This window comes from Janthinobacterium sp. GW460-12-1-14-LB5 (assembly GCF_059423585.1).
Window position 1 is genome coordinate 75,917 of record NZ_JBWKYD010000009.1, and the last position, 20,016, is coordinate 95,932.

8 protein-coding genes are annotated in these 20,016 nt (G+C 63.2%); 4 read left to right on the top strand and 4 right to left on the bottom strand.

Features of this window, described 5'->3' with window-relative positions:
* Positions 1-51: 51 nt before the first annotated feature.
* Both AC07X6_RS11290 and AC07X6_RS11295 read left to right on the top strand, forming a co-directional pair.
* Complete coding sequence (locus AC07X6_RS11290) at positions 52-2,727, top strand: TonB-dependent receptor (RefSeq protein WP_494791014.1); 2,676 nt, start codon at positions 52-54, stop codon at positions 2,725-2,727.
* 356 nt (positions 2,728-3,083) lie between these two features.
* On the top strand, positions 3,084-5,927 hold the full coding sequence (locus AC07X6_RS11295; RefSeq protein WP_494791015.1) for a TonB-dependent receptor: 2,844 nt from the start codon (positions 3,084-3,086) through the stop codon (positions 5,925-5,927).
* Between the two features lie 77 nt (positions 5,928-6,004).
* Here AC07X6_RS11295 and aroG read toward each other — a convergent pair whose 3' ends face one another.
* Positions 6,005-7,069, bottom strand: a complete 1,065-nt coding sequence (gene aroG / locus AC07X6_RS11300; protein WP_494791016.1) for a 3-deoxy-7-phosphoheptulonate synthase AroG — start codon at positions 7,067-7,069, stop codon at positions 6,005-6,007.
* Positions 7,070-7,577: 508 nt separating this feature from the next.
* Here aroG and AC07X6_RS11305 point away from each other — a divergent pair.
* Positions 7,578-10,424 carry a TonB-dependent receptor gene (locus tag AC07X6_RS11305; RefSeq protein WP_494791017.1) on the top strand — a complete coding sequence of 949 codons (2,847 nt, stop codon included), beginning with the start codon at positions 7,578-7,580 and terminating at the stop codon, positions 10,422-10,424.
* A gap of 70 nt (positions 10,425-10,494) precedes the next feature.
* On the opposite strand, the gene tldD is transcribed toward AC07X6_RS11305, so the two are convergent.
* From tldD to AC07X6_RS11320, 3 genes are read right to left on the bottom strand one after another with little or no spacing between them, the layout of a single operon-like run.
* Positions 10,495-11,955, bottom strand: a complete 1,461-nt coding sequence (tldD, locus tag AC07X6_RS11310; RefSeq protein ID WP_494791018.1) for a metalloprotease TldD — start codon at positions 11,953-11,955, stop codon at positions 10,495-10,497.
* Positions 11,956-11,976: 21 nt separating this feature from the next.
* Positions 11,977-12,777, bottom strand: coding sequence for a carbon-nitrogen hydrolase family protein (locus AC07X6_RS11315; protein WP_494791019.1), 801 nt, complete (start codon positions 12,775-12,777; stop codon positions 11,977-11,979).
* Between the two features lie 30 nt (positions 12,778-12,807).
* Complete coding sequence (locus AC07X6_RS11320; protein WP_494791020.1) at positions 12,808-16,962, bottom strand: YhdP family protein; 4,155 nt, start codon at positions 16,960-16,962, stop codon at positions 12,808-12,810.
* 259 nt (positions 16,963-17,221) lie between these two features.
* Here AC07X6_RS11320 and glnE point away from each other — a divergent pair, with 259 nt between their 5' ends.
* Positions 17,222-19,978: a bifunctional [glutamate--ammonia ligase]-adenylyl-L-tyrosine phosphorylase/[glutamate--ammonia-ligase] adenylyltransferase gene (gene glnE, locus AC07X6_RS11325; protein WP_494791021.1), complete on the top strand. Its 2,757-nt coding sequence runs from the start codon at positions 17,222-17,224 to the stop codon at positions 19,976-19,978.
* Positions 19,979-20,016 lie beyond the last annotated feature (38 nt).

Genomic DNA, 20,016 nt, shown 5'->3' on the forward strand with positions numbered 1-20,016 from the left:
AAAACTCCCTTGCAGGCCACTTGGCCCATGACCATGCCACAGGAGTGTCAGATGATGCCAACCCGCAGTCCCTCCCCTACCTTGCGCCTGCTGTGCGCAGCCTTGCTCGGCGCCTATGGCCATGCGGCCATGGCGCAGGACACCGGCGCAGCCGGTACGCCCGCCATGCAGCGGGTCGAAGTCACCGGTTCCTCCATCAAGCGCCTCGTCTCGGAAACGGCCACGCCCTTGTCCATCTTCAAGGCCGAAGACTTCGCCAAGCAGGGCCTGACGACGGCCCAGGAAGTACTCAGCAAGATCCCCGCGAACTCCTCCAGCATGGGCAGCGGCAATGCCGTCGGCGGCAACACCAGCGGCTTGCCCACGGGCGGACAGGCCAGCGCCGACTTGCGCGGCCTGGGCGGCGACAAGACCCTCGTGCTGCTGAACGGCCGGCGCATCGCCAACCACCCGTATGACGGCGCCAGCGTCGACCTGAACATCATCCCCATCGCCGCCCTCGAGCGCGTCGAAGTGCTGCGCGACGGCGCCTCGGCCATCTACGGCACGGACGCCATCGGCGGCGTCATCAACTTCATCACCAAGCGCTCGGTAAATGTCACGAACATCACCGCCGAAGTCATCGCTCCGCAGCACAAGGGCGCCGACGAGCACCGCCTCAACCTGTCGACGGGCTTTGGCGAACTCGACACGGATGGCTACAATATTTTTGGCGTGCTCGACTACCACAAGCAAAAAGTGCTGACTTCGCAAGACCGCGCCTTCTCGGCGACCGGCATCGTCCCGTCGCGCGGCCTGTCGATTACCAGCGGCACCACTTTCCCCGGCAATTACTTTGATGCGGCAGCCAATGGCGGCGATGGGCTGGCCGGCAACCCCTACGCGGCCAGCGGCTGTCTGCCTCCGCTGTCGGTGCCGGCCGTGCCGGCGAACGGCACTTGCCGCCAGGACTACACGCGGCAGATCGACGACTTGCCTGCCCAGCAACAACTGGCCTTCTTCGGCAAGGGCGCCTTCAAGCTGGGCGGCGGGCACCTGGCCACCGTCGAATATTTGCATTCGGATAACAAGGTCAAGGCACGCACGGCGCCGCCGCCGCAAACGGGCTTGATCTTGCCCAATACCAGCAAATACTATCCGGGCAATGCGGGTGGCGTGCCGGCCCAGCCGGGCTTGTCCGGCCAGCCGCTGAGCGTCAACTGGCGTCCCGTGGAAGCGGGCCAGCGGCAGATCGATTCGACCGGCAAGGCGGACCGCCTGGTGCTGGCCCTGGAAGGCGAGCTGGCGGGCTGGGATTACAAGACGGGGCTGAGCCATGCGATCAGCAAGTCATCGGAGAAATTCACGAACGGCTATGTGCAGGATGCATCGTTTGCGGCCGGCGTGCTGAACGGCATACTGAATCCGTTCGGCGTGCAGGATGCGGCCGGCAAGGCTTACCTGGCCAGCACGGCCCTGCGCGGCGAAGTGCAGAACGCCAGGGTCACCACCACGGGCTTCGACGTCAAGGGCAGCCGCGACCTGATGCAGCTGGCCGGCGGCCCGCTGGCCATCGCGCTGGGCGGCGAAGTGCGGCGCGAAAAGGCCAACTTCAATGTCAACCGCGACATCGCCGGCCAGGCCGCCAGTTCCGGCCTGTCCGGCTCGCTGTCGAAGAGCGGCGCACGCACGATCCAGGCCGTGTTCGGCGAAGTCAACTTGCCGCTGATCAAGGACCTGGAAGTACAGCTGGCGGCCCGCTTCGACCATTACAGCGACGTGGGCAGCACCACCAATCCGAAGCTGGCCCTGCGCTACCAGGCCAGCAGCGCGCTGGTGCTGCGCGGCTCGGCCAGCACGGGTTTCCGCGCGCCCACCCTGTTCGAGAAGAACGCGCCGCCATCGAAGAACGATACCAACGATACCTATGACGACCCGATCTTGTGCCCCGGTGGCGTGCCGCAACCGGGCGCCAACCCCTTGCGCGATTGCGACTTGCAGCAATTCAAGCTGCAAGGCGGCAATGAAAAGCTGAAACCGGAGAAATCCACCACCTTTGCCTTCGGCGTCGTGGTCGAACCCATCAAGGAAGTCACCGTCGCCGTCGATTACTGGAACATCCATTTGAAGGACAAGATTTCATCCTTGCCCGAGCAATCGATCTTCGGCAACTACGAGAAATACAAGGCCTTGTTCCTGCGCAATCCCGACGGTTCGCCCTACGCCATTCTCGACCTGAACGATAACATCGGCGAAGTGAAAACCGACGGCATCGATGTCAGCCTGAATGCGCGCCTGGGACGCGGCGCCTACGGCGACTTCAGCGTGTCGGTCGACGGCACCTGGACCCACAAATACGACTACCAGAACGAGCGCAATGGCCCCTTCATCGCCAATGTGGGCCGCTATGCGGACAACAATCCCGTATTCCGCTGGAAACATACGGCCGCGCTGAACTGGCGCATGGGCAATTGGGGCGCCACCGTGTCGCAATCGTTCAAGTCCGGCTACACGGACCAGAACAATGTGGACCCGCAGTACAAGCACGATGTGCCCTCGTACAGCCTGCTCAACGTGTCGGGCAGCTACGCGTGGAAGGGCTTGCTGCTGACGGCGGGCGTGAAAAACCTGCTGGACAAGGAACCGCCGTTCTCTAACCAGGGCACCTTGTTCCAGAAAGGTTATGACCCGCGCTACACGGACCCGGTCGGACGCGCGTATTACCTGCGTGGCAGCTATACGTTTTAAGGGAAATTTGCAGAGTAATGGATAAAACAGGCAGCGCTGGCAACAGTGTGCCAGCAACAGAAAAGCGGCGCCATCAGCGATGATGTGCGCCGTTTTATTTTACGCATCTGAGCAAGGCTGGCAAGGGTTCACGATACTTTATTACTGAAGGATTATAAAAAAAACAGGAAAATGTTGCATTTTGTCCAAAAAGTCCGCACGAAATTGACAATCTGAATCGTGAATGTTTTGATGAGGGCCCTGAAAATTTACAGAATTTTCATTGGTGGATTTTCAAAAAGGCAAATAAATTGTTGGCAAGCAACAAGTTATTTCAAAATAATTGCCGCCTTTATCACAATAACAAGGAATTTCAGATGATGATAGAAAATGTAATATCGCGGTCGCTGCGCCTGATGTTTGCAGGCGGCATGGCCCTGGGCATGCACGCCGCGTATGCGCAAGAAACAACAGATGGCACCATGCAGCGCGTGGAAGTCACGGGTTCGAGCATCAAGCGCATCGCTTCCGAAGCGTCGCTGCCGGTGCAGTCGTTCAACCAGAAAGACATCAAGAAAACCGGCGTCACCACGGTGACCGATTTCATCCAGCAAATTCCGGCGATGCAGGGCTTCTCCGTGGCCGGCGATTCGGTGGGCGGCGGCGGCGGCGGCGTCACCACGGCTTCGATCCACGATATCGGCGCAGCCTACACGCTGGTGCTGCTGAACGGCCGCCGCGTAGCGCCATCCAATTCCGGCACCACCATCGATCTGAACTCGATCCCCCTGTCGGCCATCGAGCGCGTGGAAGTGCTGACGGACGGCGCCTCGGCACTGTACGGCGCCGACGCCATCGCCGGCGTGGTCAATTTCATCCTGAAAAAAGGCGCATCGCCGCTGGAAATCAATGCCAAGTACTCGCGTCCTGAAGAAAAAGGCGGCGCCAGCAACTCGATTTCGATCAGCAAGGGCTTCGGCGACATCGACGAAGACGGCTACAGCATCTTCGTGTCGGCCAGCCATGACGAACAAAAGTCGCTGAAAGCCTCGCAGCGCAGCTTCGCGAAAAGCGGCATCATCAATTTCAACGATCCGAAGACCGGCAAGGCACTGCAATTCATCAATGGTTCCTCGCGTTCAGCCCCTGGCAATGCCACGGTCGATTACAACCGCACCGATGCGAACGGTAATGTGGTCATCGATCCGGAGACCAACAAGCCCTTCGTCGACAACGTCAACCTGAACCCGTACGCACTAGCCCATGGCGGCAAATGCGCCGCCAGCAACATGGATTTCTATGGCGACGGCAACTGCTATTTCGATTCGCCATCGACCATCGAAATCAATCCTGAATCGAAGCGCGACGCCATCTTCAGCTCGGGTACCGTCAAACTGGGAAAAACCGGCTTCCAGGGCTTCTACGACCTCGCTTACACTGAAGCGCGCGTCATCGCCAGCATTGCGCCGTACCCGGCCGATTTCTCCGTCGACGTCGGCTCGCCGCTGTTCAACAAATACCTGGCGCCGAACCTGACGCCAGCGCAATTGGCCAACGCCACGGGCGCCGTCGCCAAATACCGCCTGTCGGAAATGGGCAACCGCGTGTACGACTACGGCACCAAGGCCACGCATATCGTCGCCGGTGTTGACGGCAATGCATTCGGCTGGGATATCAACTCGGCCGTGACGTACTCGAAAAACAAGCAGACGCAGAAATACGTCAGCGGCTTCCCGCTGGCCGACAAGTTCGACGCGCAAGTCGCCGCCGGCAACATCGACCCGTTCGCCTATCCTGTCGGCGCCATGCCGGACGCCATGCGCCAGGCCCTGCTGGGCACGGGTTTCAGCGGCACCTACAACACGCAAACCGTGGAAATGAAAGGCATCGATGGCCGCGCTTCTCGTTCCGTGTTCTCACTGCCAGGCGGCACGGCCATGCTGGGCGTGGGCGCCGACTTCCGCAACACCTCGTACAAGGTGCAACAGGCGGACGTCGCCAAGCAGGCGCAAATCCTGTTTGACAATGCACAAGTCGATAGCGAATACGCACGCGACAATGCGGGCGCGTATGCCGAGCTGATGCTGCCGATTTCGAAGAAACTGGAAATGACCGGCTCGCTGCGTTATGACCAGATCGGCGCCATCGACAACAAGCTGACGGGCAAGACGGTTGGCAAGAAAGAAAACGCCACCACCTGGAAAGTCAGCGGCAAGTACTCGGCAACCAAGAGCCTGATGTTCCGCGCCGCTGCCGGCACCGGTTTCCGCGCCGCCAGCATGCAGGAAATCGCCGGACCGCTGGAAGACTGGGGCGTTACCGGTGGTAACTATCAATGTCCGCTGACGGCAGCGAACGGCATGGGCGGTCACCCGCTGGCCAGCTACTGCAGTGGCGTTGGACGCCAGCAGTTCGAAGCCTTCCAGGGCGGCAATCCGGAATTGAAACCGGAAACGTCGAAGCAATGGAGCATCGGTACCGTGTTCGAGCCGATCGACAGCCTGTCGATGTCGTTCGACCTGTGGAACGTGCAGATCAACGATCAGGTCACGGCGGTCTCCGAAGGCCTGATCTTCAACAATCCAGCCAAATACGCCGACCTGTTCACCACCAAGCACATCACCTCGACGGGCAAGGACGTGCTGGCCGTTAAACTGCTGCCAATTAACATCGGCAAGGTGGAAAACCGCGGTATCGACTACGACTTCACCCACAAGATGAAGTTGCTGGACGGCCGCCTGACGAGCCGCCTGATGGGTACCTACCTGCTGCGCTCGCGCTACACGACGCCAGGCACCAATGATCAATGGGAAACCAGCCTGAATCGTTACGGTTCGAACGACAAGGTCAGCTTCCGCAACATCATCCGCGCCACCACCACGTTTGAGACGGCCAAGTTCACGCATACGCTGAGCGCCAGCTATCGCAATGGCTACACGGACAAGGAACAGACAGCCAAAGGCTGCGCCGTGATCGTCGCCGGCAGCCCAGGCGAATGCTATGGCATCCAGCTGGAAGTGCCGAGCTACACCACCTTCGACTTCCAGACGGCTTACCGTCCGCTGAAGAACGTGGAAGTCACGGCTGGCATCCTGAACCTGTTCGACCGCGATCCGCCGTTCACCCTGCGTAACACGGGTTCGCATCAAGTGGGCTACAACCCATCGTACTCGAGCGCCCTGGGCCGCCAGTTCTACCTGAGCGGTTCCTACAAGTTCTAAGCGGATTGCATCAGCTGAAAACTGAAAAAGCCCGGAAAGCTTAGCTTTCCGGGCTTTTTTTCATGCTGCGCGGCACTTTATTCCTGATCGCCCTGCAGGCGGCGCTGCTTCACGGCCGCCGCCAGGTTTTCCAGCACGGCCACGCTGGCGCTCCAGTCGATGCAGCCGTCCGTGACGGACTGGCCGTAGATCAATTCCTTGCCCGGGATCAAATCCTGGCGCCCCGCCACCAGATGCGATTCCACCATCACGCCAACGATGCGGCCATCGCCGCCTGCCACCTGGCTGGCGATGTCGGCACACACGGGGATCTGGTTTTCCGGCTTTTTCGAGCTGTTCGCATGCGAGGCGTCGATCATCAGGCGCGCCGCCAGGCCCTGCGCGGCGATGGCCTTGCACGCCTCGTCCACGCTGGCCGCGTCATAGTTCGGGGTTTTTCCACCGCGCAAGATGATGTGGCAATCCTCGTTGCCGTTGGTCGACACGATGGCCGAGTGGCCGCCCTTCGTGACGGAAAGAAAATGGTGCGGCTGCGAGGCGGCCTTGATGGCTTCCACGGCAATTTTCACGTTGCCGTCCGTGCCATTCTTGAAGCCGACCGGACAGGACAGTCCCGACGCCAGTTCGCGGTGCACCTGCGACTCCGTCGTGCGCGCGCCGATGGCACCCCAGCTGATCAGGTCGGCGATGTATTGCGGGCTGATGACGTCGAGGAATTCGGTGCCGGCCGGCAAGCCCAGCTCATTGATATCGCGCAACAGTTCGCGCGCCATGCGCAAGCCGTCGTTGATGCGGAAGCTGTTGTCCATGTACGGATCGTTGATCAGGCCCTTCCAGCCCACCGTGGTGCGCGGCTTCTCGAAGTAGACGCGCATGACGATTTCCAGTTCGCCCGCAAAACGCGCGCGTTCCTTGACCAGCAGGCGCGCATATTCCATCGCCGCCTTGGTGTCGTGAATGGAGCAAGGCCCGATCACCACCATCAGGCGGTCGTCCTGGCCATGCAGGATACGGTGCAAGGCAATGCGGGCGCTGGCGGCGGTCTGTTCGGCTTGCTCCGAGCAGGCGAATTCGCGGATCAGGTGGGACGGCGGGGTCAGTTCCTTCATTTCGCGAATGCGCAAATCATCGGTGCGGGGCATCATTTTCTCCAAAATTTAAGGAAGGGTAAAACATCTGGGTAAAAAAAAACCGCCATCAGTGGCGGTTTTTTAGAATTTGCTGGGATCTCGTTTTGCTGCTACGTGAACCGACCGCTACTCCACCGCCTTTGGGTTGGAATTGCTAAAGTAAAAATAAGCGGTAAAAAAGTGGCGAGCGAACATGCGAGTCATCCGTAAGTGATGAACGACTATAAACCTAAATTGCAAGGGTTGGCAAGCATATTTGTCGGCAAAGCCGCATGCCGCTGCCGTTTTACACTGCATAAGCCGCAAAAAAGCATAAAAAGTTGCGCACGGTGAATCTCGCTGTGACGCTGCATACCGGGCGCCACCGCTGTGCCCGTCGTGGCAACCACGCCACGCCAGCCATTCTATCGACGACAAGCAGGACACTCCTTGATCCATATCTAGTCCCGGCATCGCCGCACGGACAAAACTCAAGGACGTATCGACGACCTTTGATTGCCTGACCTTTCCGGAGAACCGCATGATCCCTACACCATCCTTGCAATCCCCTGCCTTTTCACCACCCAGACTGGGCCTGGCGCTGGCCAGTGCACTGCTGAGTCTACCCGTTTTGGCACAAGATGCCGCGCCCATTGCCCGCGTGGAAATCACCGGCTCGAACATCCGCCGCGCCCAGGCGGAAACGGCATCGGCCGTACAAACCCTGAACGCGGCCGACATTGAAAAATCGGGCAAGTCCAGCGTGGCCGAACTGCTGCAGACCCTGGCCGTCGACAACCAGGGCTCGGTGCCCACCACCTTCGGCAACGGCTTTGCCGCCGGCGCTTCCGGCGTGTCGCTGCGGGGCCTGGGCACGGCCTCGACCCTGGTGCTGCTGAATGGCCGCAGGGTGGCGCCGTATGGCCTGGCCGACGATGGCCAGAAAGTGTTCGCCGACCTGAACATCATTCCCCTGGAAGCGGTGGAGCGGGTGGAAATCCTCAAGGATGGCGCCTCGGCCATCTACGGTTCGGACGCCATCGCCGGCGTGGTCAACGTGATCCTGCGGCGCGACTACCAGGGCACGGCCATCAAGGGCAATTACGGCAAGACGAAGGAGTGGGACGGGCGCGACGCGCGCGCCGCCATCACGCACGGCTTCGGCGACATCGATACAGACCGCTACAACGTGCTGCTGAACCTCGAATACAGCGAAAAGGCCGCCATCTGGAACCGCGACCGGGCCGGGCGGGGCGCCGTCGGCCGCAGCGACTTGCGCGACCTGGGTTTCAGTGCGCAGGAATCGCTGAGCGGCGCGGGCGCCATCACCACCAACAATGCAGCCGGCAGCGCCGTCAACGGCAATGTGCGCAATCCCGACACGCTCGACTACTACAACCGCGGCAACCTGGCCGGCGCGGACTTTACGCGCACCTTCCCCGGCGCCGCCTGCGGCAACTTCACCACGCATCCGCAGGGCGATCCGGGCGGCGGCTGCCTGACCGATGCCGCACAGCAATATGGCCAGATCCAGCCGAAACAGAAGAACATCAACTTCTTCGGCCGTGGCGCCTGGCAGCTGACGCCAGCGTTGCAAACGTATGCCGAACTGAACCTGTATCACAGCGAATCGCACTCGGCCACCACGCCCTCGACGGTCAGCGGCTCGGTCGGCTACCCGGGCGGCCCCGTCAGCAATGCGGGCGTGTCGCTCGGTGCCGCCCACCCCGACAATCCGTATTTCGGCACGGCGGCGCGGCTGCGCTACCTGGCGGCCGACGTGGGGCCGCGCCTGTCGGAAGTCCAATCCACCTTCACGCGCTTTGTCGCCGGCATCAAGGGCACGGTGGCGGGCTGGGATATCGACAGCGCCTTGCTGTACTCGCAAAACAAGGTCTCGAACGACCTGGACGGCTACCTGCAGCGCGACGTCGCCTTCGCCCTGCTCAATCCGACTTCCGCCAACGTGGCGGCGGCCAGCCTGAACCCCGCGTATGCGGCCCTGCCGGCCGGCAGCCTGTGGCGCATCGCGGAAAACGCGGGCCTCAATTCGGCCGAACTGTACGCGGCCCTGTCGCCGCGCATCTCGAACGATGCCAAGACGCATATCGCGCAGATCGACTTCAAGGCCAGCCGCGAAATGGCCAAGCTCGACGGCGGCGGCCTGGGCGTGGCCGTGGGCGCGGAATTCCGCCACGAATCAACGGAACTCAAGCCCACCACCGGCACGGAACGGGGCAACATCATTGGCCTCGGTTATTCCGCCTACAAAGGCAGCCGCAATGCCTCCGCCATCTATGCGGAAGTGCTGGCGCCCGTGCTGAAGACCGTGGAACTGTCGGGCGCCCTGCGCGCCGACCATTTCACGGACGTGGGCAACTCTTACACACCGAAAGTGGGCGTGAAATGGACGCCCGTGCGCGAACTGGCCTTGCGCGGCACCTTCGCCAAGGGTTTCCGCGCCCCCAGCGCGGCGGAAAACGGTGTCGGCGGCCTGGCCGCATTCTCCACGGCCAGCGATCCGCTGCGCTGCGCGCTGGGCGTGGAAGTGGCCTGCGATCCCGCGCCGATCGCCGTCATCACCTCGCCCAATCCGAATCTGTCGCCCGAGCGTTCGCGCAGCTTTTCCGTGGGTGCCGTGTGGGATCCGCTGCCGCGTACCAGCATTTCCGTCGACCTGTGGCAAATCCGCCGCAAGAATGAAATCAACCAGGAGCAGACGGATGCGGCCATTGCCGCCGGCAGCGTGGCGCGCGACCCGTCCACGGCCACCGGCATCGCCGGCGATCCGGGCGCCATTACGGCCGTGCTGGCCAACTATGTGAATTCCGCGCAAACGACGGTGCGCGGCATCGATATCGACGCCCGCCAGCGCTTCAACCTGGGCAGCGACTATGGCAACCTGGTGTTCGACCTGAAATGGACGCATTTGTACAAATGGCTGCGCACGGAACAGGACGGCACGCAACGCGATTTTGCCGGCACGCATGGTAATTGCGACGTGTCCAACTGCATGGGCACGCCGGACGACCGCATCAATCTGGGCGCCACCTGGGAACGCCAGAACTGGCGGGTCAGCGCCAACGTCAACTACCGCGCGCCGCTCGACAACATACTGTTCAAGAATGACCCGGACGGCTGCGCCACGCACTTCGCCGACGGCACGGATGCGCCGCGCGGCTGCCGCATCGCCTCGTTCACCACGGTGGACCTGACGGCCCGCTGGCTGGCCACGCCCAAGCTGGAAGTGTTTGCAACGGTGCAAAACCTGTTCGACAAGATCGCCCCGCTCGATCCGCTGACGTATGGCGCCACGGGCTACAACCCGCTCGATTATGCGGGCGCGGCGGGACGCTTTATCAGTGCGGGGGTGAAATACAAGTTTTGATCTGTATCAACGTGCCGGACGTGTCGGGGGTTGCAGGAACCGCCGGTGCCTGCAACGCCCGTTCAAGTACCTAGGCCGTGCCGCCGACCGTGATGCCATCCAGGCGCAGGGTCGGCTGCCCTACGCCCACGGGCACGCTTTGCCCCTCCTTGCCGCACACGCCCACGCCCGAGTCCAGGCGCATGTCGTTGCCGATCATGGAAACGCGGTTGAGCACGTCCGGGCCGTTGCCGATCAGGGTCGCGCCCTTCACGGGGTAGCTGAGTTTGCCGTTTTCGATCATGTACGCCTCGCTGGCCGAGAAGACGAACTTGCCGTTCGTGATATCGACCTGGCCGCCGCCGAAGTTGACGGCATACAAGCCGTTTTTGACGGATGCAAGGATTTCGCCCGGGTCCTTGTCACCGCCCAGCATATACGTATTCGTCATGCGCGGCATGGGCAGGTGGGCAAACGATTCGCGGCGCGCATTGCCCGTCACGGGCATCTTCATCAGGCGCGCATTCATCGTGTCCTGGATGTAACCTTTCAGGATGCCATCCTCGATCAGGGTCGTGCACTGCGTGGGGTTGCCCTCATCGTCGATATTCAGCGAGCCGCGGCGGCCAGCCAGGGTGCCGTCATCGACCACGGTGACGCCCTTGGCCGCCACGCGCTCGCCGATACGCCCGGAAAACGCGGACGAGCCCTTGCGGTTGAAATCGCCTTCCAGGCCATGGCCGATGGCTTCGTGCAGCAGGATGCCGGGCCAGCCCGGGCCCAGCACGATGGTCATGGGGCCGGCGGGCGCCGGGCGCGCTTCCAGGTTCACCAGGGCAGAATTGACGGCGTCCGTCGCGTATTGTTCCAGCACGGCATCACTGAAATAATCATAGCTGAAACGCCCGCCGCCACCGGCCGAGCCCGTTTCGCGGCGGCCATTCTGCTCGGCGATGACCGTCACTGACACGCGCACCAGCGGACGGATGTCGGCCGCCAGCACGCCGTCGCTGCGCAGCACCAGCACCACGTCGTATTCGCCGGCCAGGCCCGCCATCACTTGCACCACCCGGGGGTCTTTCGCGCGCGCCATCTTTTCCACGCGTTCCAGCAGTTGCACCTTGGCCGTGGCATCGAGCGAAGCGAGCGGATCATTGGGCAGGTACAAGGAACGCCCGCCCTGCGCCAGCGTCCGGCCCGCGATCTTGATCTTGCCGCTACCGGCGCGCGCGATGGTGCGCGTGGCCGCCGCCGCTTCCAGCAGGGCCCGCTCGGAAATGTCGTCGGAATACGCAAACGCCGTCTTGTCGCCGGACACGGCGCGCACGCCCACGCCCTGGTCGATGGAAAAACTGCCCGTCTTGACGATACCCTCTTCCAGGCTCCAGCCTTCGCTCCTGGTCGACTGGAAGTACAGGTCAGCGTAATCGACCTTGTGCGTAAACATCGTGCCCAGGGCTTTCAACAGCTTGTCTTCATCCAGGCCGAACGGCGTGAGCAGGATATCGCGCGCCACAGCAAGGCTGGACAGATTGGGTTCAAATGGGATCATGACTCTTTCTCAACATTCAATTTACATGGTGCGGTGGGCGAGCGCCGGCAAGGACTCGCGCACGCCGGCCAAAAACACCAGGTCGATCTCGCCGCTGACCACGCCCTCGCCTTCGGGCAACACGGCCTTCACTTCGCCCCACGGATCGATCAGCATGCTGTGGCCCCAGGTGCGGCGGCCGTTCGGATGCAGGCCGCCCTGCGCCGAGGCCAGCACATAGCACTGGTTTTCGATGGCGCGCGCGCGCAGCAGCACTTCCCAGTGGGCGCTGCCCGTCGTGTGGGTAAACGCGGCCGGCACGACGATCAATGCGCAATCGCCCATGGCGCGGTACAGTTCGGGAAAGCGCAGGTCATAGCAGATGGACAGGCCGACGCGGCCGAACGGCGTCTCGATGGCACGCACCTGCGCGCCGGGCACGATGGTGCGCGATTCGTTGTACGACTCGGCGCCGCGCGTAAAGCCGAACAGGTGGATCTTGTCGTAGCGGCCGGCCGGCTCGCCTTGCGGGTCGTACACCAGCGTGGTGTTCAAGACCTTGCCCTCCTCGCCGGAAATCAGGGGCAAGGTGCCGCCGATCAGCCAGATGCCGTGCTGGCGCGCCATCTGCGCCATGCCATCCTGGATCGGCCCGTGGCCGGGCTGTTCCGCATGAGCCAGCTTGTCCGTTTCCTGCTTGCCCATGATGGCCCAGTATTCGGGCAGCACCACCAGCTGCGCGCCACCGGCCGCAGCTTGCGCCACCAGGCGCCGTGCCGTGGCCAGGTTGTCTTCCACGGACGGCGAGGAAATCATTTGTACCGCTGCGACTGTATGCATCATTGCCACCTCTTATCCATTCGAACGCCTCGCTTATTTCGCCACGGCCTCCGCCGCCGCGGCGGCAGGCAAGGCGACAGGCTCCAATTTACCACCATCGAGCTTGGTCACGACGGGCGCCTTCCACGGGCCGGCGATCTGCATGTGGTAAGTGAGCGCCTTCATCACGGGGGCGCGCAGGAACAGCTGCGCCAGGAAGCTGCCCAGGCCGATGACGGGGTTGACGGCCAGCGCGTACACGAGCGGTCCCGTGCCCAGGTTAAATTCCGGGATCACCACCACGTGCAGATTCGTCGTTTCATTGGCAATATCGGCCGTGCCATCCATCAGCACCGTGGCCGCCACGCCGTGCATCTTGAGGTTGTCGGTGGTCACCACGCCCCGCTTGATGCTGGCGTTGGCCGTGATGCCGTCGAAGGCCAGGCCTTCGGAAAACACATCGTGGAAATCGAGTTTCAGCAAGCGGGGCAAGGCTTGCAGGCTGAGCACGCCCAACAGCTTGGCCGCGCCCGGATCCTGCTTGAGGAACTGCCCCGACTCCACGTTCATTTCGATCTGCCCCGACAGGGTGGGAATATCGAGCGAATACGGCAAGCCGTTCCAGGCGATGTCGCCGCTCAGTCGGCCCTTGCCGCGACGCACCGTATCGGCAAAGCCGAAGCGGTCGAGCAGCTTGCCCGCATCGACGATATCGAGGCCGAAACGCAGGCTGGTCGTGCTTAGTCCATCCTTGATGACCCATTTGCCATTGCCGCTCAGGGCGCCATCGGGGTTCGACAGTTGCAGCTTGCCCACGCGCCACTCGCGCCCGCCCGCCGCCATGGTGTTATAGGCCTGCAACTCCAGCCGGCCGATCTTCTTGTTGAACAGTTCAAATTGCTCGGCAACAATATCGAGCGAGGGGATCGACTGGGCGCCGCTCTTTCCCTCCAGCAAATTCTTCACATCGTTGGCGGCCGACTCCGGAATGATCAGCGACGACAGGCGCGCCGTCATCTTGCCCAGGCCGGACGGCGTTTCCAGCCACGTCACATAGCCTGACACTTGTTTTGCATCAATATTGGCTTGCCATACATCCTTTTGGTGCGTGGCGCCGACCACCACGTTTTCCAGCTTGCGCTCGCCCAGCATCAGTTCGCTGGCACGGGCCGCCATCATGTCCGGCACCACGTATTGCGCGATATCGGGAGCGTCGCCATCGGCCTCGGCGGAGGCCGCGGCGCTGCCGGCGATCTCGCTGCCGGCGGCGATCCAGCTGTCCACGTCCAGGGTTTTCAAATTCACATTGAGCATCATGCCGCTGTCCGGTTCCGGCGCCGGCACGTTCACGCCGATGCCGCCGCGCACCAGGCGCCAGGCGTCCTTACCCTGTTTCTGGCGCTGGTAGCGCGCGGCGATGCCGGACCCCAGCGCGATGCGGATCTCGTCCGTGCGCAGGCCGGCCCCGTTGGCCGCATTGCCCGTCAGGGTGAATTTCACGGGCAGGCTGTCGCCGGCCGGCTTTTTCAGGGGAGCGGGGAAATCCAGGCCCAGGCCCGTCAGCGGCGACTCCACATTGACGACCACCTGGTGGTCGCGCGCCGTGATCAGGCCGCTGTAGCGGGCGCCGCCATTCAAATGTTTCGCCAGGCGCTGCAGCACGGGCGCCGGATACGTCTTGCGCAAACCGTCGATGGTCATGTTGCCGGCAATCTTGACCTGGATGGAATTGTCGGCCTGCGTGCCGCCCGAGATGGCCAGCGGCCCGCCCAGCAGGCTGCCGTTCAAGCCATTCAGGTTGACGCCCTTTTCGTTGAATTCGATCTTGCCCTGCGTGCCCAGCACGGGCGGCATGTCGTGGAACAGCACCACGTCGTTTCCCGCCAGCTGCAGGCTGCCCTGCACGGTCGCTTCCAGCATGCGCTCGATCGGCAAGTGCAATTTGAGGGCCAGTTTGGCGTTGCCCGTCGCTGTCGTTTCATCCGTGAAATGCTCGATCCAGCCCAGCACGGGGCTGGCCGTCACATACTTGAGGAATTCCTGCATCGGGCCGGCCGCGTTGCCGTCGATATCGAGCAAGGTGTCGAACACGGTCAGGTCGGGGATCACGGCTTTGACATTCGTCAAGGCCACGCCGCCCGTGGTGGCCGTGTCGCCGCGGATTTCCATGCGCGCCCGCTCGAAGACGAAGCTGCCCTTGATCTTTTCCGCCTGCGGCCACAGGGGCGCCTTGCCGGCCAGCGGCCCGCTTTCCGCAAATTCGCCGGGCGCATAATTCAGGGTGCCGTTCTCGAGCTTGCCGGCGATACGGAAATCGCCCCGGTTGCGCTGGGCGGGCGTGTCGGCCTTGAAGGGGAAATGCTCGAGTTCGCCACGCAGGCGCAGGCTGACATCGCGCGCCACGCCGCCTTCCAGCGCGCCCGTCAGCCAGTGGCGCAGGTGCTCGGGCGTTTGCAGCGGCAGATAGCGGCCGATGGTGTTGATCTGGAAATTGTCGATCGACCCCGTCAAGTCGACCTGGCCCAGGTTCTTGCCGTCGAGCGGCAGGCGGTGCGTGCCTTGCAAGGCGACGCGCAAGCCTTGCTGATTGAAGTCGAGCTTGTCCAGTTCGACCTGCAGCATATTGGCCGCTTCGAAGGTCCAGCGCGCCTGCATGGCGAATTGTTCGAACGGCATGGCCGGTTCGCTCAAGTACGTGGGCAATTGCAGCACCAGGTCCTGCGCGTCGATGGCAATGCTGCCGCCCTTGTCGCTGGCGTCGATGCTGCCGCTCAAATGGTCGAAACCGGGGATGGCGGGGGCGGCGGCCTGCGCGGGGCTGCTCGCCGTCTTCGCCACGGCCAGTTGCGCCGGCTGCGCATTCAGGCCCAGGCCGATGAGCTTGCCGCGCAGGCGGTAGCTGGCGGGCGCGGCCATGTCGCCCTCCCATTGCGCGGAAAAATCCTGCAGGCGGCCGCGCGGCGCCAGGGCGTCGAGGCGCTGGCGCTGCTGCTCGCCCAGCGGCAGTTTGTCGGCCAGCGCGGCCAGGGTTTGCAAATCGAGCGACTTGGCCGCGATTTCCGTGCGCGCCGGCTTGCGCTTCGTGGCGGCAATAAAGCGCTCGGACAAGGTCGTGGGCGGCAGGCTGAGGCCATCGCGGGTTTCTACTGCGAAATTCGTCAATTCCACCTGATGGCCATTCGCGCCAAAGGTGGGTTTGCCGTCCGGCACCTGCGCCGACAACTCTTCTTTGGCGGAAATGCGCCCGCTCACCGACAGCAGGTCGAGCGGGGCGATATGCTCGCCCAGCCGCGCCTGCACGTCCGTCAAGCCCACGTCGGCCGTGAAACCGGCCAGGCGCGCGTGATCCAGGCTCAGCCAGGCGCGCAGGGCGCCCTTGCCCTGGCTCAGTTCGAACGGATAATCGAGGTAGCGGCGCCAGGCGGCCAGGTCGGCGTTTTTCAGGTCCGCGTACAACTCGCCCTTCCACATCGATACATCCGAGATGCGCGTGCTGAAAGGGGGATGGGTGAAGTGAGCGCGCACATCGATGGGCGCGGCCAGGCTGGCCGGCGGCGTGGCCTGCAAGCCCAGGCGGTGGCTGCGCCAGCGGTTGCGCAGCAGCAAGTTGACCTGCGACAAAGCCAGCTCCGGCGTGCCGCGCGCTTCGTCCGTCCAGCGCACCTTGCCGTCGCGGATGATGACGTCATGCTGCGACAGCAGCCAGTCGGCGCCCTTGCCATCGCTGCCTTGCGTGCTGTCGATCAATACCCCGGCCACGTACAGCTTGCCATCCAGGCTGCGCCGCACGTCCAGGTCGGGCCGCGTGATTTCCAGGGTCGTGAAGCGCACGGAGCCGAGCACGCTCCACCACGACACGGTGGCCGATATGCTCGGCAGGCTCAACGCCTGGCGGCCCGCCTGGTCGCGCAGGGTCACGTCGCCGAGGAAGAGATTCGGCCGCAGGCCGTGCCAGGAGGCATAAATGCGCGCGATGCTGACGGGGTTGCCCAGCGCGCGGCTGGCCGCCCGCTCGATATCGCCCTTGTAATAATCGATATTCGGCAAGATCGCGTAGCGCAGGAACAAAAACAGCACGGCGAAGGCGAAATACGCGAGCAGCACCAGTTTGACGGTAAAACCCAGCACATGGTGGGTGGCCAGGTTGGCCATGCGATAGGCGGCACGCAGCCGCTGCCAGCGCAGGGCCAGTGGCACATGTTCTGTCACGCTTGCTTCTGGCGGTTTTTGCATCAATAAGCTAATAAACTGGCCCGGCGTCAAATAATGGCAAAAATCGTCTGCATTCGTGGTGCGCGCCTGCATCCTTGCGCTTGCGTCAGAGCAAAGCCTCCCTTACCATCGTCCGGAAGAGCACGCACTGCCGGCGGCTTAGCGCCAGCGGCACAATTTTACCGCATCCCCCGCCGTTCGCAGCCAAGTTAAACAAGAACATGCACGCAGCATCCACGAGACACTTACCGATACCATGAGCACACAGCCTTTGATTTCCGCCTCCCGTTTCTACCAGCGCTGGCTGGACGCCGCCCCCGAGCGCGCCGCGCAGGTAGCGCAACTGGTGCGCGCGCCGCTGGACGGGCTCGATTTTGCCGCCGAGTTGGCCGCCCAGGCGAATGCCGCCACGCCGCCGCTGCCGCCCGAGCGGGCCATGCGCCGCCTGCGCAACCTGCTCGTCTGCGGCCTGATCGCGCGCGATCTGGACGGCCAGGCGGACTTGAACGAAGTCGTCACGGCCATGACGGGCTTTGCCGATTTCGCCATCCGCACGCATGTGGACGCCATCATGGCGGAGATGGTGGCCCTGCACGGCATGCCCGTGGGCGAGGAATCGGGCGAGGAACAAGCCTTGATGGTGTTGGCGATGGGCAAGCAGGGCGGCGGCGAGCTCAACGTCTCGTCGGACATCGACCTGATCTTTGTGTATCCGGAAGACGGCGACACGCAAACGACCTTGCCGGGCCAGCGCAGCCTGTCCAACCACGAGTTTTTCATTCGCATGGGCAAGAAACTGATCGCCGCCCTGGCCGAGATCACGCAGGATGGTTTTACTTTCCGCGTGGACATGGCCTTGCGCCCGAACGGCAACTCGGGGCCGCTGGCCGCCAGCCTGGGCATGGTGGAGCAATACCTGATCGTGCAAGGGCGCGAATGGGAGCGCTATGCCTGGGTCAAGGCGCGCGCCGTGACGGGCAAGCCGGAGGACATCGCCGCGCTCGACGCCATCGTGCGGCCTTTCGTCTTCCGCCGCTACCTCGATTTCGGCGTCATCGACGCCATCCGCACCATGCACGGCCAGATCCGCGCCGAGGTCAACCGCCAGGAGCGGCTGCACCCCGACCGCAGCAACAACGTCAAGCTGGGCCGCGGCGGCATCCGTGAAATCGAATTCCTCGCGCAAGTGTTTCAATTGATACGGGGCGGGCGCGACGCCGAGCTGCGCGAGCGTTCCACGCGCGCTACCCTGCGCACGGTGGCGGACAAGGGCTTGCTGGAACCGGCCATCGTGGAACAGTTGCTCAATTCATACACTTTCCTGCGCAACCTCGAACACCGGCTGCAATATCTTGATGATGCGCAAACCCACACCCTGCCCGCCAGCGAGGCCGACCGCCTGGTGGTGGCGCAGATGATGGGTTTGCCCGACACGCCCACCCTGCTGGCCCAGCTGGAAGCGCACCGCGTGTTTGTCGCCGGTCAATTCGACGAAATGTTCAGCGACAAGAGCAGCGGCACGCCGCCGGCCGACACGGGCATCGACCCGCAAACGTCGAACGACTGCGCCGCTTCCGACCAGCAGGAAGCCATCGAGGCGCGCTTCGCCGCCCTGGGTTTCCATGAGCCGGCCGCCTGCGCGCGCCGTTTGCTGGCCACGTGGCAGGCGCCGCGCTTGCAATCCCTGCCCGAGGCGAGCCGCACGCGCCTGGTCGCCCTCGTCAATTCCGCCCTGCCCCTGATCACCGATTGCTCCGTGTCCAACGGCAATGCCAGCCAGCTGGCCACCCTGGGCCGGCTGCTCGATTTCCTGGAAGCGATTGCGCGCCGCTCGGCCTATCTGTCATTGTTGACGGAATACCCACACACGCTGGAACGGGTCGTGCGCATGGTGTGCGCCAGCGGCTGGGCCGCCACCTTCCTCACGCAGCACCCGATCCTGCTCGACGAGCTGCTCGATGAACGCATCCGCAACACGGTGCCCGACCCGGCCGCGCTGGCACTCGACCTGCAGCGCCAGCTCGACGACGCCCCCGGCGACACGGAGCGGCAGATGGATATCCTGCGCGAAATGCACCACGCGCAGCTGTTCCAGTGCCTGGCGCAAGACCTGGCGGGCGACCTGAGCGTGGAAAAACTGGCCGACTACCTGTCGCAGCTGGCCGACATCATCGTCGCCGCCACCGTGCAAGCCGTGTGGCAAACATTGCCCACGCGCCACCGCGAGGTGCCGAAATTCGCCGTCATCGCGTATGGCAAGCTGGGCGGCAAGGAACTGGGCTATGTCTCCGACCTCGACGTCATCTTCCTGTTCGACGACGACGACCAGGACGCGCCCGGCCTGTACGCCAAGCTGGCGCAACGTTTCATTACCTGGATGACCTCGCACACTTCGGCCGGCATTTTGTTCGACATCGACATCGCCCTGCGCCCCGACGGCGCCTCGGGCATGCTGGTGTCCAGCGTGCAAGCCTTCGAGCGCTACCAGGGCAGCGCGGCCTGGGTGTGGGAACACCAGGCGCTCACGCGCGCGCGCTTTTGCGCGGGCGACGTCAGCATCGGCAAGCATTTCGAACGCATCCGCGACACGATCTTGCGCAAGGAAAGGCCGGAAAACGGCCCGCTCAAGGGTGAAGTGGTGGCCATGCGCAAGAAAATGCTCGATGCCCACCCGTCCCGCCCCGGCAGCTTTGATCTGAAACAAGATCCGGGCGGCATGATCGACATCGAATTCATGGTGCAATACCTGGTGCTCCAGCATGCGGCGCAATATCCGCAGCTGACGGCCAATTCGGGCAATATCGCCCTGCTGCGCCTGTGCGGCGAGCTGGGGCTGATCGACGCGCAACTGGCCGCCCTGGTGGCCGACGCCTACCGCGCGCTGCGCAAGCTGCAGCACCAGCTGCGCCTGCAGGGGCAAGACCTGGCCCGGGTGGAACCGGAACGGGTGCGCGTGCATGCGGACAACGTCATGCGCCTGTGGCACACGATCTTTCCCGCGACGATTGCATAAGCCCGGCGCCGGCGTATGATACGTACAGGCAACTCCAC

Excerpts from the sequence above, each read along its gene's own strand:
- AC07X6_RS11290 (WP_494791014.1), top strand. The coding sequence starts at position 52 with ATGATGCCAACCCGCAGTCCCTCCCCTACCTTGCGCCTGCTGTGCGCA.
- AC07X6_RS11295 (WP_494791015.1), top strand. The coding sequence starts at position 3,084 with ATGATGATAGAAAATGTAATATCGCGGTCGCTGCGCCTGATGTTTGCA.
- aroG (WP_494791016.1), bottom strand. The coding sequence starts at position 7,069 with ATGCCCCGCACCGATGATTTGCGCATTCGCGAAATGAAGGAACTGACC.
- AC07X6_RS11305 (WP_494791017.1), top strand. The coding sequence starts at position 7,578 with ATGATCCCTACACCATCCTTGCAATCCCCTGCCTTTTCACCACCCAGA.
- tldD (WP_494791018.1), bottom strand. The coding sequence starts at position 11,955 with ATGATCCCATTTGAACCCAATCTGTCCAGCCTTGCTGTGGCGCGCGAT.
- AC07X6_RS11315 (WP_494791019.1), bottom strand. The coding sequence starts at position 12,777 with ATGATGCATACAGTCGCAGCGGTACAAATGATTTCCTCGCCGTCCGTG.
- glnE (WP_494791021.1), top strand. The coding sequence starts at position 17,222 with ATGAGCACACAGCCTTTGATTTCCGCCTCCCGTTTCTACCAGCGCTGG.